This window comes from Vreelandella sp. H-I2 (assembly GCF_052959335.1).
Genome location: NZ_JBRAMC010000006.1, coordinates 176,553 through 202,469 on the forward strand (window position 1 = coordinate 176,553; position 25,917 = coordinate 202,469).

20 protein-coding genes are annotated in these 25,917 nt (G+C 54.7%); 14 read left to right on the forward strand and 6 right to left on the reverse strand.

Going from position 1 to position 25,917, the window contains the following annotated elements; translation table 11 throughout:
- Positions 1-62 precede the first annotated feature (62 nt).
- The 5 genes from ACUVOF_RS16000 to ugpB all read right to left on the reverse strand — a co-directional run bounded on the left by ACUVOF_RS16000 (position 63) and on the right by ugpB (position 5,673).
- Positions 63-1,292: an RNA polymerase sigma factor gene (locus tag ACUVOF_RS16000; RefSeq protein WP_447045286.1), complete on the reverse strand. Its 1,230-nt coding sequence runs from the start codon at positions 1,290-1,292 to the stop codon at positions 63-65.
- A gap of 128 nt (positions 1,293-1,420) precedes the next feature.
- Positions 1,421-2,476, reverse strand: a complete 1,056-nt coding sequence (locus ACUVOF_RS16005; RefSeq protein ID WP_447045287.1) for a sn-glycerol-3-phosphate import ATP-binding protein UgpC — start codon at positions 2,474-2,476, stop codon at positions 1,421-1,423.
- A gap of 1 nt (position 2,477) precedes the next feature.
- Positions 2,478-3,320, reverse strand: a complete 843-nt coding sequence (gene ugpE / locus ACUVOF_RS16010) for a sn-glycerol-3-phosphate ABC transporter permease UgpE (protein WP_447045288.1) — start codon at positions 3,318-3,320, stop codon at positions 2,478-2,480.
- A gap of 51 nt (positions 3,321-3,371) precedes the next feature.
- Positions 3,372-4,256, reverse strand: coding sequence for a sn-glycerol-3-phosphate ABC transporter permease UgpA (gene ugpA, locus ACUVOF_RS16015; protein ID WP_447045289.1), 885 nt, complete (start codon positions 4,254-4,256; stop codon positions 3,372-3,374).
- 91 nt (positions 4,257-4,347) lie between these two features.
- Entirely contained in the window at positions 4,348-5,673 is a 1,326-nt protein-coding gene (gene ugpB / locus ACUVOF_RS16020; protein ID WP_447045290.1) for a sn-glycerol-3-phosphate ABC transporter substrate-binding protein UgpB, read from the reverse strand.
- A 204-nt stretch (positions 5,674-5,877) separates the two neighbouring features.
- Between ugpB and argE the strand changes: the two genes are divergently transcribed.
- Positions 5,878-7,041 (forward strand): acetylornithine deacetylase, encoded by a 1,164-nt coding sequence (gene argE, locus ACUVOF_RS16025; protein ID WP_447045291.1) that lies wholly within the window; start codon positions 5,878-5,880, stop codon positions 7,039-7,041.
- A gap of 77 nt (positions 7,042-7,118) precedes the next feature.
- Here argE and ACUVOF_RS16030 read toward each other — a convergent pair whose 3' ends face one another.
- Positions 7,119-7,430: a hypothetical protein gene (locus tag ACUVOF_RS16030; RefSeq protein ID WP_064235036.1), complete on the reverse strand. Its 312-nt coding sequence runs from the start codon at positions 7,428-7,430 to the stop codon at positions 7,119-7,121.
- A gap of 186 nt (positions 7,431-7,616) precedes the next feature.
- Between ACUVOF_RS16030 and ACUVOF_RS16035 the strand changes: the two genes are divergently transcribed.
- The 13 genes from ACUVOF_RS16035 (at position 7,617) to ACUVOF_RS16095 (ending at position 25,901) form a co-directional block, all read left to right on the forward strand.
- Positions 7,617-8,090, forward strand: coding sequence for a YchJ family protein (locus tag ACUVOF_RS16035; protein WP_447045292.1), 474 nt, complete (start codon positions 7,617-7,619; stop codon positions 8,088-8,090).
- A 99-nt stretch (positions 8,091-8,189) separates the two neighbouring features.
- Entirely contained in the window at positions 8,190-9,167 is a 978-nt protein-coding gene (locus ACUVOF_RS16040; protein WP_447045293.1) for a tripartite tricarboxylate transporter substrate binding protein, read from the forward strand.
- Between the two features lie 35 nt (positions 9,168-9,202).
- The gene (locus tag ACUVOF_RS16045) at positions 9,203-12,691 is read left to right on the forward strand and encodes an EAL domain-containing protein (RefSeq protein ID WP_447045294.1); all 3,489 of its coding nucleotides are present in this window, start codon (positions 9,203-9,205) and stop codon (positions 12,689-12,691) included.
- The gene (locus tag ACUVOF_RS16050) at positions 12,688-12,987 is read left to right on the forward strand and encodes a GIY-YIG nuclease family protein (protein WP_447045295.1); all 300 of its coding nucleotides are present in this window, start codon (positions 12,688-12,690) and stop codon (positions 12,985-12,987) included. Before ACUVOF_RS16045 ends, ACUVOF_RS16050 begins: the two co-directional genes overlap by 4 nt.
- A gap of 42 nt (positions 12,988-13,029) precedes the next feature.
- Positions 13,030-14,103 (forward strand): histone deacetylase family protein, encoded by a 1,074-nt coding sequence (locus ACUVOF_RS16055; RefSeq protein WP_447045296.1) that lies wholly within the window; start codon positions 13,030-13,032, stop codon positions 14,101-14,103.
- Positions 14,104-14,166: 63 nt separating this feature from the next.
- Positions 14,167-14,517, forward strand: coding sequence for a hypothetical protein (locus tag ACUVOF_RS16060; protein WP_447045297.1), 351 nt, complete (start codon positions 14,167-14,169; stop codon positions 14,515-14,517).
- Positions 14,518-14,781: 264 nt separating this feature from the next.
- Positions 14,782-16,638 (forward strand): ABC transporter ATP-binding protein, encoded by a 1,857-nt coding sequence (locus ACUVOF_RS16065; protein ID WP_447045298.1) that lies wholly within the window; start codon positions 14,782-14,784, stop codon positions 16,636-16,638.
- 50 nt (positions 16,639-16,688) lie between these two features.
- Positions 16,689-18,218: an ABC transporter substrate-binding protein gene (locus tag ACUVOF_RS16070; RefSeq protein ID WP_447045299.1), complete on the forward strand. Its 1,530-nt coding sequence runs from the start codon at positions 16,689-16,691 to the stop codon at positions 18,216-18,218.
- A 94-nt stretch (positions 18,219-18,312) separates the two neighbouring features.
- Positions 18,313-19,236 carry an ABC transporter permease gene (locus ACUVOF_RS16075; protein ID WP_009287871.1) on the forward strand — a complete coding sequence of 308 codons (924 nt, stop codon included), beginning with the start codon at positions 18,313-18,315 and terminating at the stop codon, positions 19,234-19,236.
- Between the two features lie 2 nt (positions 19,237-19,238).
- On the forward strand, positions 19,239-20,093 hold the full coding sequence (locus ACUVOF_RS16080) for an ABC transporter permease (RefSeq protein ID WP_447045300.1): 855 nt from the start codon (positions 19,239-19,241) through the stop codon (positions 20,091-20,093).
- Positions 20,090-21,877: a peptidase M14 gene (locus ACUVOF_RS16085; protein ID WP_447045301.1), complete on the forward strand. Its 1,788-nt coding sequence runs from the start codon at positions 20,090-20,092 to the stop codon at positions 21,875-21,877. Before ACUVOF_RS16080 ends, ACUVOF_RS16085 begins: the two co-directional genes overlap by 4 nt.
- A gap of 41 nt (positions 21,878-21,918) precedes the next feature.
- Positions 21,919-23,610, forward strand: a complete 1,692-nt coding sequence (locus ACUVOF_RS16090) for a VRR-NUC domain-containing protein (RefSeq protein WP_447045302.1) — start codon at positions 21,919-21,921, stop codon at positions 23,608-23,610.
- Positions 23,607-25,901, forward strand: coding sequence for an ATP-dependent DNA helicase (locus tag ACUVOF_RS16095; protein ID WP_447045303.1), 2,295 nt, complete (start codon positions 23,607-23,609; stop codon positions 25,899-25,901). Before ACUVOF_RS16090 ends, ACUVOF_RS16095 begins: the two co-directional genes overlap by 4 nt.
- Positions 25,902-25,917 lie beyond the last annotated feature (16 nt).

The window sequence follows — 25,917 nt, forward strand, 5'->3', positions numbered from 1 at the left end:
AGGGTAGTGACTCTCTATAGTCGTTTGGCGTCTTCTTGAATCGACATAGCCTAAGCACTTTTTTATGAAAAGTGCTCTATTTCAGCCAGCCGCCTGTGCAAAAAGCGCTTTTCTGGATCCAGGGTAGCCAATTGCAGTGCCTGGTGATAAGCATTGCGCGCGGCCTCATGCTGACCTTGGCGACGCAGTAAATCCGCTTTAGCGGCATAAAACAGGTGATAGCGGCTGATTTGCGTGTGATGCGCGATGTCGTCGAGTAACTTCAGGCCGGTATCGGGCGCACCGTTCATAGCAATGGCGACCGCACGGTTAAGCGCCAGGATGGGCGATGGAAAACGTCGGCAGAGAGCATCGTAGAGCCTGACGATACGCCCCCAGTCGGTCTGCTCGGCGCGGCTAGCCTGGGCATGTACGGCGGCAATCGACGCCTGAAGGGTGTAGTACCCGGTGGGGGTGAGCGCCAGCGCCTGTTCTAGCCACGCTATGCCGACCTGGATATCCTCTTGGCGCCATAGGCGTCTGTCCTGAGCATCCAGGGTTACCAGCTCACCGTCGCTATCCTGGCGTGCATCACGACGGGAATCATTAAGTAACATCAAAGCCATCAGCCCAAACACCTCGCCCTGGGGCAACAGTCGTGCAAGCTCAGCGCCAAGACGCAACGCCTCGCGCGTCAGGCTGATATCAACCACGCTGGTGCCCGTGCTGCGTGAGTAACCTTCATTAAAGACCAAATAAATGACCTGGAGCACATCGGGTAAACGCTCAGGTAGCGCTTCCTGTGAAGGGACGGCATAGGGTATGCGTGCATCGCGGATCTTACGCTTGGCACGCACAATACGCTGTGCCAGCGTCGTCGGTTTCATTAACAGCGCGCTTGCCACCTGCTCGGTGGTTAATCCGCACATTTCGCGGAGGGTCAGGGCAATCCGTGCTTCCATGCTCAAGCTTGGGTGGCAGCAGGTAAACAGCAGCCGCAATGCATCGTCTTCGATAGTGCTGGGCTCAAGATCCAGCGTCTCTTCTATAGGTAACAGCAAGTGGGCCCGTCGGCGCGCGGTACTGCGTTGCCTAATTTGGTCGACACCGCAGTGGTAGCCGGTGCGAATTAGCCATGCCGTGGGGTTGTCAGGTTTGCCGTTAACCGGCCACTGTTGAACAGCCGCCACAAAGGCATCCTGCATGGCTTCTTCGGCTAGTTCAAAATCCCCCAGCAGGCGTATCAGCGTCGCCTGCACGCGCCGGGAGTGCTCACGATACAGGTCATCGACATATGAAGGTTCAGTACTCATCAAGGGAGATCCGTAAGCTACTCGGATAAAGAGTTAAGTGAACAGAAAGGCGTGATGCTCAATTAATGTAGCGCATGGCTTCTCCGTTGACTTGTTTTACTTGTCTTGTTTTTCGGGGGGTCAGGCTTTCAATCCCCTGTGCGTTTTCCCGTGACGCTGTTGAAAGGGTGTAGAGCTCCGCGGGAAATAAAAAATCGCAGGGTCTCGCCTTCGGCGACCGGTGGCTGGCCCGACACACGAATCACGGTGGGCTGGTCGCTGTCGGCGAGACGTACATACAGGTGGCTTTCGGCACCGGCGGCTTCAAAGAGCTCCAGGGTTGACTCTACGATGAGATGTGGTTCTTCCGGCGGGGTTAAGAGCATGTCATCCGGGCGTATGCCGACAATATCCGTGTTCGCTGGTAGGTTATCCAGTAGGCCGCTAGCACCCCGCGCATGTAAGTACTCAACCGGCAGCATATTCATGGCGGGAGAGCCGATAAACCCGGCGACGAACATGGTTGCCGGATGGGCGTAAATCTCCATGGGCGTGCCCACCTGCTCAATCTGCCCGGCGTTCAGTACCACTAAGCGGTCTCCTAGGGTCATGGCTTCCAGCTGGTCGTGGGTCACATATAAGCTGGTGGTTTTAAGGCGTCGTTGTAGCTGCTTGATCTCCACCCGCATTTGCACGCGCAGTTTGGCATCCAGGTTGGAAAGCGGCTCGTCAAACAGAAACGCGGCGGGGTCGCGTACCAAGGCGCGACCCATGGCTACCCGCTGCCGCTGGCCGCCGGAAAGCTTGCGCGGTTTGCGCTCTAAAAACTCTTCGATCTCAAGCATTTTTGCGGCAATGCGCACGCGTTTTTCAATCTCCTCTTTATTAAAGCCGCGGTTCTTCAGCCCATAGGCGAGGTTGTTGTACACCGTCATGTGCGGGTAGAGGGCGTAATTTTGGAACACCATGGCGATGTCACGCTCGGCGGGTTCGAGATTATTCACCACCCGCTCGCCGATTTTGAGCGTGCCTTCGGTAATGGTTTCAAGCCCCGCCACCATGCGCAGCAGGGTCGATTTACCGCAGCCGGAAGGCCCCACCAGCACCACGAATTCCCCATCTTCGATCTGTAAATCGATGCCTTTGACAGCGTGAACATCGCCGCTGTAGGTTTTCTTTAGCCCTTCCAAGGTAATGCTGGCCATCTTATTTCTCCGTCTCGGTCAGGCCTTTCACAAATAGGCGTTGCATAAACAGAATCACTAACACCGGCGGCAGCGCTGCCATCACCACCGCTGCCATCACCAGTTGCCACTTTGGGTTCTCTTCTGAGGTCATACGCTGAATGCCCATGACGATGGTGGTGTAGTCGGGGTCGGTGGTGATCAGTAGCGGCCAAAGGTACTGGTTCCAACCGTAGATAAACATGATCACAAACAGCGCGGCGATATTGGTCACCGAGAGCGGCATTAAGATGTCTTTAAAGAATTTCATCGGCCCAGCACCGTCCACACGGGCGGCTTCAAGCATCTCTTCGGGAATGGTCATAAAGAACTGGCGGAACAGAAAGGTCGCGGTGGCCGAAGCTATCAGCGGAATCGACAGCCCGGCAAAGCTATTGAGCATGTTGAGATCGGCGACCACCTGAAAGGTGGGAATAATGCGCACTTCCACCGGTAGCATTAGGGTGACAAAGATCAGCCAGAAAAAGAACATCCGAAAGCGGAACCGGAAGTAGACGATGGCAAAGGCGGACAGCAGCGAAATAGACAGCTTACCCACGGTGATCGCCATGGCCATGATAAAACTGTTCCAGAGCATCTGGGCGGCGGGTGGTGAATTAGCTGTCGATACGCCGGATTGCCACATCAGCCTATAGTTTTCGATTCCGTGGCTGCCGGGCAGTAACGGTATCGTGCCGCGCAGTAGCTCATCAGGGGCCTGTGTCGACGCCACCAGGGCGATATAAACCGGGAATATCACCAGCACCACGCCAATAATCAACACGGCGTGGGCGAAAAAATTGGCCCAGGGGCGGTTTTCAACCATTTTGTCACTCTCTCCACAAGGCCCGACAACAAGGCCTGTTAAATGGGCTTGTTAATAATTAACGCGCCGCTCGATAAAGCGGAATTGAATCACTGTCAGTGCCACCACGATCACCATAAGAATCACCGATTGAGCTGCTGAAGAGCCCAGGTTGAGCCCCACAAAACCATCGGCGTAGACCTTATAAACCAGGATATTGGTCGACTGGGCCGGTCCGCCTTGGGTGGTGGTGTGGATAATGCCGAAGGTGTCGAACATGGCGTACACCACATTGACCACCATCAGGAAGAACGTGGTCGGTGAGAGCAGTGGAAAAATAATCGTCCAGAAACGCTTAATAGGACTGGCGCCATCAATGGAGGCGGCTTCAATCAGCGATTGCGGAATGGATTGTAAGCCCGCCAGAAAGAACAAAAAGTTATAGGAGATCTGCTTCCAGGCGGCGGCAAGAATGACCAGCAGCATGGCATCGCTACCCGAATTGCGGTGGTTCCACTGGTAACCCAGCATTTCCAGCATATAGGGCACGATGCCGATGGAGGGGTTGAAGATAAACCACCACAATACGCCAGCAAGGGCGGGGGCAATGGCGTAGGGCCATACCAGTAGCGTGGTGTAGGTGCTGCGCGAACGAATCATCCGGTTCACGGTGCTGGCCAGCAATAGCGCCACTGACATTGACACCAGCGTGGTGCCCACCGCAAACACGACTGTGACCGACAGTGAATTGAGATAGCTGCCGTCACGGAATAGCCGAGCAAAGTTCTCAAGGCCTACAAAGGTTGAACGCAGCCCAAAGGCATCTTCGCGTAATAACGACTGATACAGCGCCTGGCCCGCCGGCCAGATAAAAAAGATCAGGGTAATGATCACCTGGGGCGCCAGCAGGGCGAAAGGCAGCCAGCGCCCCGGAAAGGTCATGCGTTTGGTTTGCATGGGCAGCTCTGCAAAGTATGGGCAAACATAAGCATCAATAAACGAAAGCGCCGCCTACCCCTGTAGGGTAAGCGGCGAAGTGAATGTTTGTTTACTGATTGGCGGATTCGAAGTCACGCAGTAGGGCATTACCGCGCTCAACCGCGTCGTCCGACGCTTCCTGCCCGGTTTTGCCACCGGTCATCACGGCCTCCATCTCTTCGGAGATGATGTCGCGAATCTGTACGAAGTTACCAAAGCGCAGACCTTTCGAATTCTCGGTTGGCTCGTTGAGGGTCATCTGTTTTAACGAAATATCCGCACCAGGATTCTCTTCGTAGTAACCCTGCTCTTTGCTTAAATCCCAAGCGGCTTGGGTGATGGGCAAGTAGCCGGTTTGCTGGTGCCACTGTGCCTGCACTTCGGGCTGGGAAAGATACTCGAAGAATGCCGCAACGGCTGCATACTCGTCGTCGCTATGGCCTTGAAGTGCCCACAGCGTTGCGCCGCCGATAATCGAGTTCTGCGGTGCGCCGTCTACGTCGGCATAGTAGGGTTGCATGCCGAAGCCGACTTCAAAATCTGAATTGGCGGCCACATCTGCGCGAGAGGCCGAGGAACCAAAGAAAACGGCGCAATCCTGCGAGTAGAACATCGGCTCGGAATCCGGCCCGGTGCCGGGGCCAGCCCAGCGGTAAACACCTTCTTCCTGCCAGTCATGTAGGTTATCCCAGTGACGGGCGACCAGCTCATTGTTGAAATTCAGCTCGGTTTCCATACCGCCAAAGCCGTTCTCCAGTGTGCCCAGTGGGGAGTTATGCATGGCGGAGAAGTTTTCTAGCATCACCCAACTCGGCCAAGAGGAGGTAAATCCGCAACTGGCGGCACCGGATTCGACGATCTGGCGAGATGCCTCGGCCAGCTCTTCCCACGTTTCGGGGGGCTGCTCAGGGTCTAGGCCCGCTTCCTCAAACATGTCGCGGTTGTAGTACATAATCGGCGTGGAGGAGTTAAACGGAAACGACAGCATGTTGCCATTGGTGTCGGTGTAATAACCGACAACGGCAGGCAAAAATGCGTCGTTATCGAAAGCGCGACCATGCTCTTCCATCAACTCGTATACTGGATAGATGGCGCCTTCGGCGTTCATCATGGTGCCGGTACCGACTTCAAACACTTGCAGAATGTGCGGTTGCTCATTGGCACGGAAAGCGGCAATAGCACCGGTCATGGTTTCGGCATAGGTACCGCGGTAGCTGGGCGTAACCTGATATTCATCCTGGGATTGGTTAAAATCGTCGGTGATACCTTCAAGAATTTCACCCAGTTGGCCGCCCATGGCGTGCCACCAGCTAATGTCAGTGGCGGCGTGGGCAGACAAGCTCAGGCTGGCAGTAGCGACACCAACAGCAAGCGCATGCAGTGTAAAACGAGACATAACAGCTCCTTGTGGGCCTGAATTTGATCAGGCGTGCAATGCGTTTATTAAGGTTTTTGGATGCACTGAACAATAGAAAGTGTAGATGACGTTTTGATGAATGCGTGATGAACTCGCAATTAAATTTAGCCTGAACAGGTTGAGTAGGCGTAGCGCCATGCCAGTGATAGGGTTAGCGGTAAGACACTTTAGAAAGAGAGCGTTATGTCCCAAGTTATCGCTTTGCTCGAAAAACTAGTTGCCTTTGATACGACATCCAGTGAATCCAATCTGGCGCTGATTGAGTATGTGGAAGGCTATTTGGCCGAATACGGCGTCAGCGCCGAGCGGGTGATGAGCCCCTGCGGTACCAAAGCCAACCTGATCGCAAGAATTGGCCCCGCGGCGCCGGGCGGGGTGATGCTCTCTGGGCATACCGATGTGGTGCCGGTGGCGGGTCAGCCCTGGTCGAGCGACCCTTTCGCCCTGCGTGATGGCGGCGATGATCGCTTATACGGTCGCGGCACCTGCGATATGAAAGGCTTTATTGCCTGCGTATTGTCGATGGTGCCCACTTGGACGAAAGCGCCTCTGCAGCAGCCGATTTATCTGGGTTTCTCCTATGACGAAGAGATTGGTTGCGTGGGTGCGCCGAGCCTGATCAAGCGCTTCTACGAGCACTACTCCACTACGGCTCACGTTATTGTCGGCGAGCCCACCAGCATGCAGCCGGTGGTGGCGCAGAAAGGGGCGACAAATCTGCGCACCACGGTGATTGGTCGCGAAGCCCACAGCAGCCAAGTTAACCAGGGCACCTCTGCCATTCATGTAGCGGCCAGACTCGTCACTTTTATTGAAGACGCCATGGCGGCGTTAGTTGAAGAGGGCCGGGTCGATGAGGCCTTTAATGTGCCGCATACCAGCCTACACGTCGGCAAAATCAAAGGCGGTACGGCGATCAATATCATGGCGCGAGAGTGCCAGTTCGAGTGGGAGATTCGCCATCTGCCCACGGATACCTTCGACGAAATATACGCGCGCTATGAGGCGTTCTGTGAGCAGTTAACTGCAGAGTTAAAGGCCAAAGGCAAGGCCGTTGATATTACCACCGAGTCCCTTAACGTCACGGTGCCGGGGCTGGCCGACCGAGATAATGACCAGGTGCTGCGCTTAGCCAAAGACCATTTAACCGCCGCCTGCTGTAACCACGCAGTGGCTTATGCCACGGAAGCAGGGCAGTTCCAAGGACAAGGGCTGCAAACGATTATTCTTGGCCCCGGCAGTATTGCCCAAGCGCACCAACCCAATGAGTATATCGATGTTGAACAGCTCGATGCGTGCCAGGATTTTCTAGCTAAAATGGGCAGGGCACTCGAAAGGCCTGCTTAACGCTGAACTATGGCTGAGCTATGGATAAATAAAAATCCCACCCGGTTTAAAGGGGTGGGATTTTTTGATCTACCAAGTCAGTGTTGAGGGTGTTCTTCAAACAACTCCGCTTTGGCATGGCGCATCACATCTTCGCACGCCTGCTGTTGGGCTAACTGCGTTAGCAGGCGCTGAGTTACTTCGAAGCCCTTGCCTAAGCAAGTATCCACTTCGTGTTGGCTAACCGCAGGCGTCACTCGGTAGTCAATTTTAACCGTGCGCCCGCCACCTTCTAGCCGATCAGCAACTCCCCTGAGCCGCCACGCGATTTTCTCTTTCCAAGTTGCTGATTCTTCCGCGCCTTCGTTTACGCTAAACGTGCACTGCCATTCCGGTTTAAAGACCTTCATAGGAGAACCTCCAAAAAATTTGGAAAGAATGATCAATCGTGATTCGTACTCCATCGTCTGAATATGTTGCCCCACCACTATATACCTAACGCAGCGCGAATATCGAAACAATAGTGATACACCTCGGGCGACGCGCATAAGACGTATCGGTTAATCTATAAAAGACGTGGCTAAAGAGCTTAAGTTATGACCCGTGCGACTGAGGTAAGTTGCCCCTGCGGTAGCGAATTAACGCTTGATAAATGTTGTGGCCGTTATCATCAGGGCGAGGTGGCGCCGACACCTGAAGCGCTAATGCGCTCTCGCTATTCGGCGTTTGTGTTAGGGCATTGCGATTATCTATTGGCAACATGGCATCCCACCACACGGCCTGCAGAACTTGCGCCTGATCCTCAAACTGAGTGGAAGTCACTGGTTATTATGAGCGCCGAGCCTGCGCTTGGGGATAGTGGCCAGGTACATTTTCGTGCCTATTTTTATGACAGTGGGCGTGGGCGAAAAGGTTGGCATGTATTGGAAGAGATCTCTCGCTTCGTTAAAGAACAGCAGCGCTGGTGGTACGTTGATGGCACCCCTACGCTTACCCGCTTAAAACCGCGCCGAAATGACCCATGCTTATGTGGTAGTGGCCGTAAATTAAAGGTATGTTGCGGAGAGTGAGCGTATAGGGCTAAGCGAAGTGAGGCTAGGTGATGAGCCAGCTGCTGGGATTAGCATAAGATTGGGTTTAGGATAAAAAAGCAGTCGGAGAATAAGAACTTGCGAAAAGGCTCAAGGAGTACGCTTAAAGGGTGGTTGGGAATCTGGCTATGCGCCTGGAGCTTTACCACGCTGGCAGATAAATCTTTCCCAACCACCGACATTACCCTTGTCGTGCCGTTTGGCCAAGGCGGAGCCACGGATGTGCTGTTTCGTGAGATAGCCGCTGAAGCACAAAACTATTTAGGCACGCCTATCGAGGTCGTCAATATCGCAGGCAGTGCTGCCACGCGTGGTTCGCAAGTCGTTAAAGATGCCGCTGCGGATGGGTATACGCTATTGGGCAGTCATCAAACCATTGATTTAGCTTACCTCGCAGGAGCATCTGCCTATTCGCATCATGCTTTTTCGCCCGTTGCCTTAATGACACGAACAGTGAACATACCCGCAACCTACGCAGGCCACCCCATTCAACGAGCCAGTGATATTCCTGAACTGGTTGCTAAGCAGATCCAACCGTTGCTGTTTGGCGTCATTCCTCAATCCACTGACCACTTTTTTTGGCTGCATTTTTTTCATCAAACCGGTATTGCTGCAGAGGCAGTAGAGCTTGTGCATTACCCGGATACCGGGTCTCAGGTGGCAGCCTTACTCGCCCATGAAATTGATTTTGCGATGCTCAACTTGCCCTCAGCGGGTAGTCTGTTCGCCGCCAATGCGCTCACACCGCTGGGTGTGGCTGGTGAAACCAGATTAACCGGTTTGCCCGAGGTCGCCACCTTAAAAGAGCAAGGTATCGAAATGGTAAATACGACTGACCGGGGCGTTTTTGCACCGTTGACGACTGCTCCGGAAAGATTGGCTATATTGGCGAATGCATTCGAGCAGGCTCTGGCTCAGCCAGCCTTGGCGCACACTATCGAGCATGTTCATGGTTCTCTGATCGATTACCGTCCGCTTAGTAGCTATGCCGACTACCTCAATCAACAGTACGAGTTGTTACAGTCTCTGTCGGAAAGCGTCGAGTTTAAACGTTAGCCGCCAGTGACGTGTTAAGTGGGGCTTCATTACACATGCCGATAAATACCCGTGATTTGGCGTTGGAAACGCTACTGTTAATGGTGGCAGCCACGCTACTTTTTATGGGTGTGGAAGGGCTCTTATTTAGTATCGGTGCTCAGTACGCCTTGTTTGCCGTGACGTTGGTGCCTGACGCTGCGCTGATAACACTGCTTTTAGGCGTGGGGCTTTTGGCAGCGCTGCAATATTGGCGATGGTTGCAGCGTTTTAGTGCTTGCCTGTTGATGGTTATATTGGTTTACACCATTGTGCACAATCAATGGGCAGGCGGGCAGGAAGGTTCGTGGTTAACCGGCCATCTTAGAATTACCTCGATTGCCGCTGTCATGTTAATGGCGGTAGCACTCTGCTTATATATAGGGTTTGCTACTCCCCGCCGCCGCTTAAGTTGGTTGGCCACTGGGGTCGCCCTGTGGCTCTTTGCAGGTCTCGTGATAGCCCGCTTATGGAGCGGGGTCGAAGTAGACAACCCGCTTTTCTCATCGTCGCCTGTCGCGGTGTTGGTTTTCGCTGTGCTGTTGGGTAGCGCCCTGATTGCATTGGGTATACGTCGTCCATCGCAACGTCTTAATTTAGAGCGCTGGGCAACCGTAGCGGCTTTGAGCGGCGTAGCGGTCAGCAGTCTCGTATGGCTGCTGCTGAGCATGCAGCAGCATGCGACCACTCAGCAGCAGGCCATTTATTTACTCGATAATGTGCAGCTTAATGCCGAGCAGGCGATGCGTGTTCGCCTGCATCAAATGCAGCGCATGGCTGAGCGTCTGGAAGCAGCAGGTGGAAACGTTGAGACAGCTTTATTAGTAACAGATGCGCAGCACTATCTTCGTGATATGCCAAGCTTAAAGGCTGTGGCGCTAATCAATGAAGCGAATCAGTCTCTGTGGTCGACAGCCCGCATGGTGAGTGAGCAGGCGTGGCTTCAACAACAAATAACCAAGCCGCGCGTAAGCGAATGGTTGGAGTTCCCGCTTGGCCGCCCGCGCTTGATGGTGCCTGAGGAGGAACAACCCCAGCGGGTGTTGCTTACGATCCCAACGCTCAGCAGCGGCCAACAGTTGCTAGCAACGTTTGATATTGCTGAATTACTCAATAATGAACTGAGAATGGCGTTAGGGCCCTTTCAAGTGAGTGTGAATCGTGGGGAGAAACCGTTACTTGTACTACATCCTGCTGGGTTTAATGCTGATTCTGTTTTAACCCCTGACATGGCGTTAGTATCGCGTCGTGCAGGCTTGCCGGGCGGCGTCAATCTTACTCTGTTTGCCTATCCTGGCGCCCATTATAACTGGCACATGATGAGCTTTATGCCAGTCACCGTTGCCATGGGCGGGCTGTTGCTCAGTTGGTTGCTGGCATTTTGCTTGGGCTTGGTGGGGATGGGTACTGCACGTACCCGCGAATTATCAGCAGCGCAGCTCTCACTCGCCGACAGTGAACAGCGTTATCGTTCGCTTTTTACCCATCATCCCGATGCGGTGTTTTCACTCGATACACAGGGCCGTTTTGTTACGGCGAATGCGAGCTGCACTACTATCACCGGCTACACGAATAGTGAAATTTTAGAACAACACTTTACACATTTTATTAATGCCGACGAGCTAGCGAATGTGGCTCAGCACTTTGAAAGTGCTATGCAGGGCAAGATTACACGCTTTGAACTCTCTATCTATGACCGTGACGGGCAACAGCACCTGTTAGATTTGATCGCCTTGCCTATCAACATTAATAACAACGTTGCAGGCATCTATGGCATTGCCCAGGACGTCACCACCAGCCGCGCGCAGCAAACTCAGTTACGAACCTTAGAACGCAGTGTTGAGGCAAGTGTTAACGGCGTATTGATTGCTGATGCAAATCTGCCTGATATGCCAATCGTGTATGCCAATAGAGCGTTTAGCGTCATGACTGGCTATACGCAGGAAGATGTTATCGGAAAAAACTGCCGCTTTCTGCAGGGGCGTGATAGCGATCCCGCTATCGTCGCGCAAATTCATCGCCATCTTGAAGAGCAGCGTGATGTCCATGTCACACTGTGCAACTACCGTAAAGACGGTACGCCGTTTTGGAACGACCTCTATGTCTCCCCCGTGCGTGACCAGGAGGGCCACGTTACCCATTTTGTTGGCGTTCAACACGATATCTCCAAACATAAAGCATACGAAGCACGATTGGCTTATCACGCAAGTCACGATGATTTAACCCGGCTACCTAATCGTGCGCTCTTTGAAGACAAGCTAGTAGAGCAATTTACGCTTGCGCAGCAGCATGGAAAGCAAATAGCGGTGCTGTTTGTGGACTTAGATGACTTCAAACCTATCAATGATAATCTCGGGCACGCCGTGGGTGACCGGGTATTGCAAGACGTGGCTAAACGGTTATCCGCGGCTGTTAGATCAGATGATATTGTGGCCCGCTTAGGGGGTGATGAGTTTGTTATTCTGCATGCTACTGTCGTTGATAGCGCGGATATTTTGGAAGTAGTAAAGCGAATACTTGCATCGCTAGCACGTCCCTATTGCATTGATGCCCAAGAGCTGTATTTAACCGCCAGTATCGGGATTTCGCTCAGTCAAGAAGACACGCAGCAGGCGCAAATGCTGATTCAACAAGCTGATATGGCGATGTACAAAGCCAAGCAGCAGGGACGTAATGCTTACGAGTGGTATACCCATGCCTTTACCGATACGGTGAGCGAACGCATGGTGTTGCGTAACGATCTACAAGAAGCCATTGAGCGTGAAGAATTTGAGCTTTATTACCAGCCCTTGTTAAACCGTTTTGGCCAACTGGCGAGTGTAGAAGCGCTGATACGTTGGCATCATCCTACCAAGGGCTGGATTTCGCCGGCCCGTTTTATTTCACTCGCGGAAACTACCGGCCAAATTATGCCGATAAGTGAGTGGGTACTTAATCGTGCTTGCTTGGATATGCAATCACTAATTCATCAAGGCCCAGAGCCAGTACGAGTGGCAGTGAACCTGTCGCCATTACAGTTCCACCGTGCCAGTTTTCTCGCTACCCTTCGTCAAACATTGCTGGCTACCGGGCTGGCGCCGGAATTGCTATCGTTGGAGCTGACTGAAGGTATTTTAATGAATAATACGCAAGCGGCGATCGATACACTCCAAGCGTTGCGTGATATGCGAATAGGCGTCTCTATTGATGATTTTGGCACGGGCTTTTCAAGTTTAAGTTATTTAAAAGATTTGCCCATTAGTACGGTGAAAATAGACCGTAGCTTTATTCATGAGATAACGCATAGCCGCGATGATATGGCTATTGTGCAGGGGATTATCTCTATGGCGCACCACCTTGGATTAAATGTGGTGGCAGAAGGGGTTGAAACGGAGGAGCAGCATCGTCGTCTGATGGACTATCAATGTGATACTTTTCAGGGCTTCGGTCTGGCGAAGCCCATGCCCCTTAACGCGCTGAAAGAATTTATGGCATCCTTGGCTGCTACCCATGAGACGAGTGAGTGAATAGCACACAAGGCACAAGTCAGCCTAACACCAACCGCTGGTATGTTTATTTGCTTGAGTGCCAGCGTGGTACGTATACGGGCATAACAAACAATCTCGCAAAGCGCTATCAAGCGCATTGCATGGGCAAAGGCGCGCGCTATACCCGTGCTAACCCGCCCGTCGCGTTGTTGGGAGCTGAACCGTTTGAAGATCGCAGCGCCGCTAGCCGGGCCGAATATCAATTAAAGCAACAGACAGCGAGCCAGAAACGTCGCTGGGCCAAGCAGAGGCCTTATCAATTAGAGTCAACGTAACTATTACCCGCTAACGCGGTGGGTTGAGATCAAGGAGCCAGCATGCTGACATTCTACTCAGAAGAGAGCCGCTTACGCCAAGCGCGTACGGAGTTGCATGACGGTGCGTTGGTTACCCCGTTTGAGTGCCCTGAGCGTCTCGATTTGGTGCTCAAGCAACTTCGTCAGTCCGGGCTTGGTGATATTTGCGCTCCAAAAGCCTATGGACTCGAACCGGTAATGGCGGTACACGATGCTGACTACGTCACGTTTTTAGCCAACTGTTGGAAGCAGTGGGTTGCGGCCGGGCACAACGGCGAAGCGATCCCCAATATTTGGCCAGCGCGAACGATGCGGGGTGACCGTATTCCGCGCTCTATCAGCGGGCAGTTGGGCTACTACGCATTGGCGGCCGAAACGTCGATTTCAGAAGGCACTTTTGAAGCCGCCATGGCGAGCAAAGATGCAGCACTCGGCGCGGTAGAGTATACGTTGCAAACAGGCGAACCCAGTTTTGGTCTGTGTCGACCCCCGGGTCACCATGCCGCGTTTGATCAATTCGGCGGGTACTGCTTTTTTAACAACGCCGCGGTTGCCGCCCAACGCGCTTTAGATGCTGGTAAGCGCAGAGTGGCTGTTCTTGATGTCGACTTCCACCATGGCAACGGTACTCAGCAGATTTTCTATGGTCGTGACGATGTCCTGTTCATCTCTTTACACGGCGATCCCGATGTAACCTTTCCTTACTATTTGGGCTACGCTGATGAGGGTGGCGAAGGCAAGGGTGAGGGGTTTAATTTCAATTACCCCCTGCCGCCGGGCACCAGTGTCGCTACCTGGTTAGCGACACTTGATCAGGCATTAGCGCAGATCAAAGCAGTTGATTGTGACTGTTTAATCGTATCGCTAGGGGTCGATATTTTTGAAGGTGACCCGATAAGTGCCTTCACCTTTACCAGCGCAGATTTCACCGTATTAGGTGAGCGCTTAGCTCAAGTAGGGCTGCCTAGCGTGTTTTTGATGGAAGGGGGCTATGCGGTGGATGCAATCGGTGTCAATGTAGTCAACGTGTTACAAGGTTTTGAACAGGCCCGAGAAAAAGGCCTGGAATTGCATCTAAACAAGGGTAAAGGTTAACCGTGACAGCAGCCCGTAAATCGGGCAGGCTAATGCCCTTTCAACGGGGCAGGGAGCTAAAGCGTGGCAGTGTATGGTGGAATTCAGGCACATGAACTAGAGCGTTGGCTTAATGCGTTAACCAACGCCTCCTATGACCGACGCTGCCCCCTGGCAAAAGTACACGGTGGCACTGCCCGTGCACGTACCGCCCGTCAAGATCTCCTCCACTTAGCAAACGATTACCGCTGCGGTGAAGTTAGCCGCGAAGAGAGCGCCGCCGCCCTGGGCCGCTGGTGCCAAACCTTCCTTTCCGAGGCGGAGTGGTACGTGCTAGTCGGCACCCGTCAAGCGCCCACTCAATTGCAAAGCGAAGAAGCGTTAAGTGAAGAAGAGCGAAGCCTTACTGTGCTTAAGCAGCACCGGGTGGGGTAAGTTAAGTTTGACAATATAAATTAAGTGAAAGTGCCAAAAACTCCCGCTCGGGAGTTTTTTTATGTCATGTGAATTTAATGCTAGTTAGAACTGGAGTGTGGCAGAGGTGTTCTTAACGACAATGTAGTTAGTAAATACTTAAAAAGGATAAGTTGACAAACGTTTGTCAGGGTAAGTAGTTTGAAGTGACTTGCAATACACGACTTATGTTTAAGAAAAGCGCTGAGCCTGTTCGCTATCCAAGGGGAAGGGGTATAACAAATTGTGACGACACCACCCACGCTATCGGTTCGCTCACTGAGCGTCAATTTCGGCTCTAATCGCGTTGTCAGAAACCTGAGTTTTGATGTTTATCCTGGCAAAACAACGGCCATTGTCGGTGAGTCTGGCTCCGGTAAATCTGTGACTTCACTGGCTATTATGCGCTTGGTGGAATACATGAACGCTGAGATTACCAGCGGTACGATAATGTTTCACCGTGACGCCAATGGTTCTCAGCCACAAGACCTTACCCAACTCTCCGATAAGGCGATGCGTAAGATACGTGGTAAGGATATCGCCATGATCTTTCAGGAGCCGATGACCTCTCTAAATCCCGTCTATACCATCGGTGATCAAATTACCGAAGTGCTGGTGCTGCATGAAAACCATACCAAGACATCAGCACGTGCTGAGGCGTTAAAACTGCTTAAGCTGGTGCGTTTATCCGATGCTGAAGCAATGTTGAAACGCTACCCTCATCAGCTATCCGGCGGCATGCGTCAACGGGTGATGATAGCGATGGCGTTGGCCTGTCGACCCAAGGTATTGGTAGCAGACGAACCTACCACTGCATTGGACGTTACTATCCAGGCGCAAATTCTTACCATCATGCGCGACCTGCAGCAGGAGCTAGGGATGGCCGTCATCTTTATCACTCACGATATGGGGGTGGTGGCGGAAATGGCCGACCAGGTAGTGGTCATGCGTCATGGTGAAAAAGTTGAGGAAGCGTCGGTGGAAAAGATATTTGCCCAACCTCAGCACCTTTACACACAAGCCTTGCTAGCGGCGGTACCCAAGCTGGGTAGCATGCGGGGGGAAGACCTGCCCCGCATGGATCCGCTGGTCGAATTAGAGGGGGATATTGCTCGTACGCGTGGCGAAAGCCTTAAGCAGGATACCGCCCGCACTGATACCGTCCCTGTAGTGGAAGTGGAAAACCTAGTTACACGTTTTGATATCCGTAAAGGCTTTTTGGGCGGGGTCAGCCATCGCGTACACGCAGTGGAAAATGTCAGCTTTACCATTTTTCCCGGTGAAACCCTGGCATTGGTCGGTGAGTCTGGCTCTGGAAAATCGACCATCGGACGCACCATACAACAGTTACAGGAAAGCACCAGCGGTACGATACGTTTTGGTGGTAAGGCCGTAGCCGATATGTCGCGGGCAGAAAAAATGTGTCTGCGCCAAGAAGTGCAATACATTTTTCAAGATCCGTTTGCCTCCTTGGATCCCCGCAAAACCGTGGGCTTTTCGATAGCTGAACCCATTCGTACGCACGGTTTGTTGCATGGTGCTAAAGCAATCCGTCAGCGCGTTAACCAGTTACTTGAGCGCGTTGGTTTGAGCGCTGATCAGGCTGAACGCTATCCCCATGAATTTTCCGGCGGCCAGCGCCAACGTATCTGTATTGCCCGCGCTCTGGCTTCCAAGCCTAAGTTGATCATTGCTGATGAAGCGCTATCCGCCCTCGATGTTTCTATCCAGGCGCAGATCATTCACTTGCTCATGGAGTTGCAGCAAGACGAAGGCTTGGCCTATCTGTTCATTAGTCATGACATGGCTGTAGTGGAAAAAATGAGCCACCGCGTGGCGGTATTGCACCTTGGTCAAGTTGTCGAGTTAGGCGAGCGCCGGGCGGTGTTTGATTCGCCTCAGCACTCCTATACCCGCAAGCTGTTGAGCGCTGTGCCGGTGGCCGACCCCGCACAGAGGCGGGAGCGTACATTGCTGCAGGGCGATATTCTTAGCCCCATTCGTAAGGTCGATGATGAGCCAGAACATTTGCCATTAGTGCAGGTGGCTAGCGGTCATTTCGTTGCCCAGGAAGTAGGCAGCGCCGAGCGTTTGGCATCATAGTTAGTTTCCTGATGATATAAAAACTGTGAGACAACAACAGGAGTAATCCCATGAAGAAAAACAAACGCGTGCCCAATGGTGCCATCGCCGGTATGGCTCTGAGCGTTGCCTTCTCTGCCTCTGCGCAGGCTGGTTCATTAACGATTGCTTCGCCGCAAGATCCGGGCAGCTGGGATCCCATCGACACTTTTTTGGTGAATTGGGCCTCGGTTGCCACCAATATTTTCGATGGTTTGACTTATCGAGGCCCTGATTTAGAGCTGGTGCCCGGCCTGGCAACCGAGTGGGAAGAGCTGGATGATGGTACCCGCATTCGTTTCACTCTGCGTGAAGGCGTTACCTTCCATAATGGCGAACCCTTCAATGCTGAAGCGGTGAAGTTCACCTTTGATCGCTTATTAGGCGAGGAGGGCGGTCAGGGGCCCCAGCGCTCCAACTATACGGCGATTGAAAGCGTAGAAGTAATAGATGAGTACACAGTCGACTTCCATCTCAATGAACCCGACCCAGTGCTGCTCACCAAGCTAGCGGGTTACGGCGCAATGATCGTACCTCCAGAATACCTGGCCGAGCATGGCGACGACCATTTCAATACCCATCCGGTAGGCACTGGGCCGTTTAAAGTAGTGGAATATAATCCGCGTGAAGATGTTCAGCTTGAAGCCTTTGCCGATCACTGGGGCGGCGCGCCGAAACTTGACGAAGTGACTTACCGCTTTATCTCCGAGCCTTCCACCGCTGTGGCTGAACTGCAGGCTGGGCGGGTCGATATCGTCATTCCGCCGACGATTCCTATCGGTATGATCGACACGATCAATAACCACGACGGGGCCAGCATCGTCAGTGTGCCTTCGCCGACGGTGGAAGCTATTCGCTTCAACACCCAATCAGGTATTACCGCCGACGAACGCGTGCGTAAAGCCATGATTATGGCCGTGGATCGTCAGGCGATTATCGACTCCATCCTGGCTGGCGAGGGCGAAATGATTGCCAGCTTCCAGGGCGCTCAGTCCTTCGGTAACGACCCTGATATGGAGCCCCTGCCGTATGATCCGCAGCAGGCACGCGAATTGCTGGATGAAGCGGGCGTCGAGCAAGGCGCAACGGTACAAATAGATGTGCGCGGTAACGACGCAACCTTTGGCGAGGTGGCCCAGGTGGTAGCGTCTTACCTTCAAGGGGTGGGGATTACCGCGTCGATCCAGCCATATGAAACCAATGTGCTCCTTAACGACATTATCCCGGCAGGCCGCACTGGTGAGATGTTCCAGCAGAAATGGGGCGGATGGACGTTTGACTTCGACAATACCGCTTACCTGATGTACCACACTGGCGAACGCTGGAATCCTTATGACAGCGACGCTGAGTTAGATGAAATGCTCGAAGCCCAGCGCAGCATCACTGATCAGGAAGAGCGTGAAACTCTGCTCCAGGCGATCGCGCAGTATACCCAGGATCGCGCCTTGGAAATGCCGCTCTATAGCATCAATGCCCTCTATGGTGTCAGTGACCGGGTGGAGAATTTTGAGCCCGCTCCCGATAACCGTATGCGGTTAACCAATGTGGACGTTAGTGAATAAACGTAACGCCATCCGGCCGCTTGAAAGGGTGGCCGGTCCTTCACACTGACACTTCACAAAAACTTCATGTAAGCGTTACGGGCTTGGGGTCATAGTGGCAAAATTTCTTCTTTATCGAATACTGCAGGCCGTCTTTGTGGTGATCGCAGTGACGCTTATCGTCTCTTTTGCGATCAGGTTAACCGGTGATCCGGCGGTGATGCTTGCACAAGGGGCGGGTAGTATTACCGAGGCGGATCTGGAAAGGATTCGTGAAGCCTTGGGCTTGAATCAATCCTTCCTGGCCCAGTACATCGGTTTCCTGCGTGGGCTGGTGGTGGGTGATTTTGGGCGTAGCTTTATGGGCGGCACCCCGGTGAGTGACCTGATCGGTCGCGCGCTGCCCGCCACCTTGGCGCTGGCTTTTGCCTCGCTGTTTGTATCTATCGTGGTATCGATACCGCTGGGTATTAAGGCAGCGGTATCGCGGGGAAGGTGGCCCGACCAGATGATCAGGATTTTTTCCCTGATCGGGCTCTCTTTTCCTAACTTCTGGCTGGCCATCATGCTGGTACTACTGCTCTCCATCACTTTTAACCTGCTGCCGCCCAGTGGCATGGAGGGCTTCTCCAGCTTCATTATGCCTGCGGCGACGATGGGGATCATTCTAACCGCCACCAACGTGCGCCTTGTGCGAACCACTATGCTGGATACCCTGCGCTCTCAGTACATCATGGTGGCGCGGGCAAAAGGCCTTTCCAACACGGTTGTACTCTACAAACATGCACTGCGTAACTGCTCCATTCCGCTGATTACTTATTTTGGTTTGCAGTTCGGTGGGCTGTTGGGCGGTATCGTGGTTGTCGAGCGTGTCTTTAACTGGCCGGGATTAGGCACCTTGGCTTTCGAAGCCGTATCGGCCCGGGATTATCCCGTCTTACAAGGCGTTATTACCGTGCTCTCGTTAATGATCATTTCCATTAACCTGCTTGTTGATATCGCCTATGGCCTGGTCGACCCCAGGGTGCGCAAGGAATAACCATGACCGCAGCTATCAAATCCGACAAATTGAAACGCTTTAAGAACCTTGAGTTTATCCTTGGTGTGCTGCTCGTGGGTGGTATCGGTTTAGCGGTGATCTTCTCCGGCTGGCTGTTTCCCGGTGGAGGTTCAGAGCTTAACTTAGCCTACCGTTTAACGCCGCCGCTGGTGGAGCCTAGCTTTCCCCTTGGCACGGATCCATTAGGCCGGGATGTGCTCGCGCGGGTGATTATCGGCGGTGAAATCTCGCTAAAAGTCGGGGTTTACTCAGCCCTAGGGGCAGTGGTGATCGGCATCATTATGGGGTTGGTATCCGGCTACTACGGTGGGTTCCTGGATATGATCGTGATGCGCTTTGCCGACGTGCAACTTGCGCTGCCCTTTATCCTGCTGGCGATTACCTTTATTGCGGTGATTGGTGGCGGGCTAACCAATATGATTATTCTGCTGATTATCTCTCAGTGGGTGCAGTACGCGCGCTTGGTGCGCGGCTCGGTGCTATCGCTGCGCGACCGCGAATTTATTCTGGCGGCCAAAGCGATTGGGGTGAAAGATATCCGCATTCTGTTCCAGCATCTGCTGCCCAATTTGATTGGCCCGGTTATCGTGCTGATGACCCTTAATGTGGCCAATAATATTTTGCTGGAAAGCAGCCTGACCTTTTTAGGCTTGGGCGTGGATCCGGTGATTCCGAGCTGGGGCGGCATGCTGGCTGAAGGGCGCACTTACCTGCAAACGGCGTGGTGGGTTAGCGTGTTCCCCGGCTTGGCTATTCTGTTAACCGTGCTGGGGCTGAACCTGCTGGGTGACTGGCTTCGGGATGCCCTGGATCCCACTGGACGCACCTCCTTATGACCAACGATCCCCGTATCGAGATCTTGTTAGAGCGCTCGTTTCCACGCACTACACGATCTTTGCTTGATGAGTACGCCACGCCTGCCTATCAAGGTTATCAGTTGGAGGCGTGGGTCTTCGACGATGAAAGCGAACGCCAAGCCACAGAAACGGCCTTCAAGGCTGTTGGTATTAGTGCGCGCCTGCGCAGTGCCTATAAGCCCCTGGTGCACTTCTTTTTAGAGGAGTTCTCGTGGGCGGCACTGCAGTCGTTGGTAATTGAGTACCCGGTGTTAGCACATGCGCCGCGCCGATTTCTGCTGGAAGCCTACCCGCTGGCGGCGCTACTTCCGCCAGGTGTATCGCTACGCTGGGAGGAAGCTGATGCCACGCCTGCCACTATTTCAACCACTATCTCTACACCTCTTCATTATCGCGTTCGTGTGGAGCGTAGCACTGGGGAGCTGGAAACATATTGGGTTGAAGCGCCTAATCGCCAACATCTAGATCATGTAGATGAGGCTCAGTGCTCGCCCTGTGGCTGGCTGCGGCTTACCTCTCCCAATGGCGAGGTGAACGAGTCGATTGTTGAGACGGATTTTGAGGCACTGTTTCAAGCGGCGATGGCGACGTTATTCTCAACCCAGTGGCAGGCAGCTTCGCCTTACTTTGAAGAGCTCAACTTTACGGTGCAATTGCCCTGTAGCGACCGCCGCTTAGCATGGGATGATGAACATATCAGCCTCAGTGAGGCGCTGCATGAAGAACTTTACTTCTCCACATTGGAATATTTTCAGCGCCGTGCAGGCCTAGCGCTGGGGGACCGTTCCATTCAGCCGGGTCAGATTGTGCCGGACGTCTCCTCTCAAGGGGAGCGAGCCTACTTAAAAGTCAGCCTACGGCCTCTGGATACCTCCCAACTGCCGCGTGCCGAGGTCGAACTGGAGAGCGCTCAGCAGGCTATTGGCGATGAGCAAATAGAGGCGTTATTGGCAGAGTTGGGTGGCCAGGCGCTCTATGCCACCACTCGGGCAGGCCGTGCAGTGGAGGCGCGTTATCTCGTCGGCAGTGATCGTGCCGTGATGATCAGCGCGGGCCAGCACGCCAACGAAACCTCCGGGGTGGTAGGGGCGTTGCGTGCTGCTCAACAACTGCGCGGGGAGTCGGGGGCTCACTTTGTCATTTCTCCGCTAGAAAACCCTGACGGTTACGCGTTGCAAGGCCGGCTCATCGCCACTCAGCCACGTCATATGCACCACGCGGCGCGCTACACTGCCTTTGGTAATGACCTCCAGAGCCAGCCGCTTGGGCAGCCATTTGAACATGCTATTCGTGAACAGGCATTTGCTCTCAGTAATGCCGGACTGCATATCAATCTGCACGGCTACCCGGCCCATGAGTGGACGCGGCCGTTAAGCGGTTACGTGCCCCGCGGCTTTGAGATGTGGACGATCCCTAAAGGCTTCTTTTTGATCCTGCGCCATCAGCCAGGCTACGAAACAGCCGCCGAGCAGTTGGTGGAAGCCGTTACCCAGCAGCTTGCGCAAGTGCCTGGGCTGGTGGAGTTTAATAACGCGCAAATTGCGTTATTTGAGACTCATGCAGGAGCGTTAACCTTCCCGGTGTTGAACGGCTTCCCCTACTTAATCTCGGAAGATGGCGATCAATTAACACCGTTGATGCTGATCACTGAATACCCTGATGAAACCCTAACCGGCGAGCCCTTTGTGCAGGCGCATACCGCTCAAATGGAGACAGTCGTGGCGGCCTATCACGCCTTTCAAACGCTCTCATTGAATCGTTGATCTTCATGACGACAAAACGATCGCACTGTTATAATGGATAAATGAACAGTGCCTTCGTTACGCCAACCGCCTCTCTCAATGAACCCTTCTACTACCTGACGAACTTTCGCTTCGTCCTGACTTGGGTAGGGGAGCGTCACGCCGATCTGCTTTCAGTCGATGAGCGCGACTTCATTGACCAATTCGATAGCTTGCCCCGCGAATCGCAAGCGCTGTTAGTGCGCATGGTGATGCGTAAAGGCGAGCTGTTTCGGCTCAGTAAGCTTCGCTATGCTGAAATCGGTGACAGCGCCCACGCAATGGCGCCGCTGATCGCGCTAGGTTGGGTGGATAGCGACCCGGTGATCAGTATTGATGAGCTTTTTAACCAGTTGCGCTTGGCTGAGCTGCGTCAGGTCTTAGCGGAAGAGATAAGTACCGCCGGGCTGAGTGCGTCCAGCGCTAAAGCCGTGCTTTTCGAGACGTTAGCAAGCCAGCCCATCGCCCCCAAGCCGCTATGCCAATGGTGGCCTGACGCTACTGATCCAATAATGCGTCTTCAAAGGATGGAAACCTGTGATCGTTTGCGGCTGATGTTCTTTGGCAATCTACGCCAGGACTGGGCCGAGTTCGTGCTCACGGCGCTGGGGCTGCAGCGTTTTGAGACGGTGCCTTTCACGAGGCATTCCCGTGCTTTTCAAACGCGCAACGAAGTGGACGCCTATCTGGCCCTGCATCGGCTGCGCGAACGCCTGGATGCTGGCGAGCTACCTACTGAACTCTGTAGAGAGGTCCCTCCGCGCTCTGATAACCGCTGGCTGGATACGCGCCGTGCGCGGTTGCTCCTCCAACTGGGTCGAGACGCCGAGCGACGTGGTGAGCCAACGTTGGCACTGACGCTCTATGCAGAGGCGGGCAGCAGCGAGGCGCGTATCCGGCAACTGCGACTGCTGGAACGCCAGGGCGATCATCAGGCGGCGTTTGACCTGGCGACCCAGGCGCTCAATAGCACCCCTAACGAAACCGAACACCAAGCCCTGGCGCGGCTGCTGCCCCGCTTGCGACGACGGCTTAAACTGCCTGTTGTACAGAGTGAGCTAGAGCCCGCCCATGAGCGTTGGGATTTAGTATTACCTGGCCCACAAGGCGTCGAACGCGCGGTGGTCGAAGCTCTCCGCGAGCCCCAAGCACCGGTCTGCTACGTGGAGAATAGCCTGCTGTCCGGGCTGTTTGGCTTGCTTTGCTGGTCAGCTATTTTCGCCCCACTGCCGGGTGCCTTCTTCCACCCCTTCCACAATGGCCCGGCGGATTTATACCGCGATGATTTCGTGGCCCGGCGACGAGAGGCTTTTAACGCCTGCTTAGCGCACTTGGATAACGGCAGCTACTGTGAGGTCATTCGGGCAACCTGGCGGGAGAAGTTTGGCCTGGCGTCCCCCTTTGTGCACTGGGCAATCGTCGATGAGGCGTTGGTGGAGCTGGCGCTGGCGTGTATTCCCGTCGAGCATCTGCGGCGCTGCTTCGAGCGGCTGCTGGAGGATCTAAAAGCCAACCGGGCTGGCCTGCCGGACCTGATTCAGTTCCTGCCCAACGCGCCCGCAGGCGAGCCGCGCTACCGGATGATCGAAGTCAAAGGCCCAGGCGATCGCTTACAGGATAATCAGCGCCGCTGGCTAACGTTTTTCCATCGCCACGCGATGCCTGTTGCGGTGTGTTACGTACGCTGGACAGACAACGGCGAGCCTGCCGTATGAGCGCGAACTACCGGGTGGCGGTGCGCGCACTATGCGATTTCACCGCCCGCGAGGGGGATCTTGATCACCGTTTTACGCCTGCTCCCAGTGCCCGGGAAGGTATGCAAGGGCATGCCCTCGTCGCTAGTCGACGCGGGGAAGACTACCTCGCTGAACTGCCACTCTCCGGTGCTTTTGAAGGGTTGACCGTTACCGGGCGTGCCGATGGTTATGACCCGGTGACCAACCGCCTGGAGGAGGTGAAAACCCACCGTGGCAGTCTGGAACGCATGGCGGATAACCAGCGTGCGCTCCATTGGGCGCAGGTAAAAGTGTACGGCGCGCTGCTGTGTGCCGAGCGCGGCCTGGAAAGTATCACCATGACGCTGGTGTATCTGGACATCGCCAGCGGCAAGGAGGCCCTACTCACGCAAGATGCCACTGCCGACGAACTCCAGGTGTTCTTTATTGAACAGTGCCAACGCTTTCTCGCCTGGGCGCAGCAGGAGGCCGACCACCGCCAGCGCCGTGACGGTGCCCTTTGCCGCTTGCGTTTTCCCCACGCCACGTTTCGCCCCGGCCAGCGTGAACTCGCCGAGGATGTTTATAAGGCGGCCAGCACCGGGCGTTGCCTGCTCGCCCAGGCGCCCACCGGGATTGGCAAAACGCTGGCTACGCTGTTTCCGATGCTCTCGGCGATGCCGCGCCAGCAGCTCGATCGTATCGCCTTTCTCACCATGAAAACCCCGGGTCGCCGGTTGGCGCTAGATGCCATGGCCACCCTGGTTATGCGTGATGAAGACGAAATCCTGCCGCTGCGTGTGCTGGAATTAGTGGCGCGGGAAAAGGCCTGCGAATACCCCGACCGCGCTTGCCATGGCGAGTCCTGCCCGCTGGCCACCGGCTTTTATGACCGCTTGCCTGCCGCCCGCCAGGCAGCCGTCGAGCAGGGGTGGCTCGATCGCCAAGCGCTGCGCGAGGTGGCGTTGGCCCATGATGTGTGCCCCTATTACCTCGGTCAGGAGCTGGCGCGCTGGGCGGATGTGATCGTCGGCGACGTCAATCACTGGTTTGACAGCCACGCCCTGCTCCACGGTTTGGCGCAGGCCAACGAGTGGCGGGCCGGGGTGCTGGTGGATGAAGCGCATAATCTGGTGGAGCGTGCACGCGGGATGTATAGCGCTGAACTCGATCAGCAGCGCCTCAATCGACTACGCCGTGTCGCGCCCAGTCCCATCGCGGGCCCGTTAGGGCGTTTGGCTCGCCAGTGGCAGGCGGTGATCAAAGCGGAAGGGCTTGAGGCGGCGGGCGATAAAGGGCCGCCGGGCTATGCGCTACTCGAGACGCTTCCCGATAAGCTGGTGGGTGCTGTCCAGCAAGTGGGGGCCGCGATCACCGATTACCTCGGTGAGCACCCGGATCAGGCCAGCCTTGAACTGCAAGAGCTACTGTTCGAAGCCTTGGCGTTCTGCCGTTTGGCAGAGCACTTTGGCGAACACTCGCTGTGTGATCTTACCCGCCATGGGCGCGGCCGGGCGGTGCTAGGGTTGCGCAACTTGATACCCGCCGACTTTCTGGCCGGGCGGTTCAATGCTGCGCACGCGGTGGTGCTGTTTTCCGCCACCCTGAACCCTGCGCATTACTACCGGGATCTGCTAGGACTGCCAACGACGACTGCCTGGCGCGAAGTGGCCTCTCCCTTTGCCGCGCGTCAGTTGGAGGTGCGTATTCACCGCCATATCTCGACGCGCTTTCGCGACCGCGATGCCTCCATCGAGCCGCTAGTGGCCGCCATGGCGCAGCAGTATCAGCGCAGGCCCGGCCACTACCTGGCTTTCTTCAGCAGCTTTGCCTACCTGGAGGCCGCGTTGGCGCGTTTTCGTGAGGCGCATCCTGATGTGCCGGTCTTCAGCCAAACCCGGGGCATGCCGGAGGCGCAGCGCGATGCCTTTTTAACCCGCTTTTCGCCCGGTGGGAGAGGTATCGGCTTCGCCGTGCTGGGCGGTGCCTTCGCCGAGGGGATCGACTTGCCCGGTGACCGCTTGATAGGCGCGTTTATCGCTACGCTGGGCTTGCCGCCGTTTAACGCGTTCAACGAAGCGCTCAAGGCGCGTTTGAGCGCACGGTTTGGCCAGGGCGATGACTACACCTACCAAATTCCCGGCATGATCAAGGTGGTGCAGGCGGCCGGGCGGGTGATTCGCAGTCCAGAAGATGAAGGGGTTGTGGTATTAATGGATGATCGTTTTGCCCAGCCTAAAGTACGCGCGCTGCTGCCAAGCTGGTGGCAACTGGGCAGTCACTCATCTTAATAAGGACCCTGCACGC

Bases quoted from the DNA above. Each gene is read 5' to 3' on its own strand.
- ACUVOF_RS16000 (WP_447045286.1), bottom strand. From the start codon at position 1,292: ATGAGTACTGAACCTTCATATGTCGATGACCTGTATCGTGAGCACTCC.
- ACUVOF_RS16095 (WP_447045303.1), top strand. From the start codon at position 23,607: ATGAGCGCGAACTACCGGGTGGCGGTGCGCGCACTATGCGATTTCACC.
- ACUVOF_RS16070 (WP_447045299.1), top strand. From the start codon at position 16,689: ATGAAGAAAAACAAACGCGTGCCCAATGGTGCCATCGCCGGTATGGCT.
- ACUVOF_RS16090 (WP_447045302.1), top strand. From the start codon at position 21,919: ATGAACAGTGCCTTCGTTACGCCAACCGCCTCTCTCAATGAACCCTTC.
- argE (WP_447045291.1), top strand. From the start codon at position 5,878: ATGTCCCAAGTTATCGCTTTGCTCGAAAAACTAGTTGCCTTTGATACG.
- ACUVOF_RS16080 (WP_447045300.1), top strand. From the start codon at position 19,239: ATGACCGCAGCTATCAAATCCGACAAATTGAAACGCTTTAAGAACCTT.
- ACUVOF_RS16005 (WP_447045287.1), bottom strand. From the start codon at position 2,476: ATGGCCAGCATTACCTTGGAAGGGCTAAAGAAAACCTACAGCGGCGAT.
- ACUVOF_RS16045 (WP_447045294.1), top strand. From the start codon at position 9,203: ATGCCGATAAATACCCGTGATTTGGCGTTGGAAACGCTACTGTTAATG.
- ugpB (WP_447045290.1), bottom strand. From the start codon at position 5,673: ATGTCTCGTTTTACACTGCATGCGCTTGCTGTTGGTGTCGCTACTGCC.
- ACUVOF_RS16055 (WP_447045296.1), top strand. From the start codon at position 13,030: ATGCTGACATTCTACTCAGAAGAGAGCCGCTTACGCCAAGCGCGTACG.
- ACUVOF_RS16035 (WP_447045292.1), top strand. From the start codon at position 7,617: ATGACCCGTGCGACTGAGGTAAGTTGCCCCTGCGGTAGCGAATTAACG.
- ACUVOF_RS16030 (WP_064235036.1), bottom strand. From the start codon at position 7,430: ATGAAGGTCTTTAAACCGGAATGGCAGTGCACGTTTAGCGTAAACGAA.
- ugpA (WP_447045289.1), bottom strand. From the start codon at position 4,256: ATGCAAACCAAACGCATGACCTTTCCGGGGCGCTGGCTGCCTTTCGCC.
- ACUVOF_RS16085 (WP_447045301.1), top strand. From the start codon at position 20,090: ATGACCAACGATCCCCGTATCGAGATCTTGTTAGAGCGCTCGTTTCCA.
- ugpE (WP_447045288.1), bottom strand. From the start codon at position 3,320: ATGGTTGAAAACCGCCCCTGGGCCAATTTTTTCGCCCACGCCGTGTTG.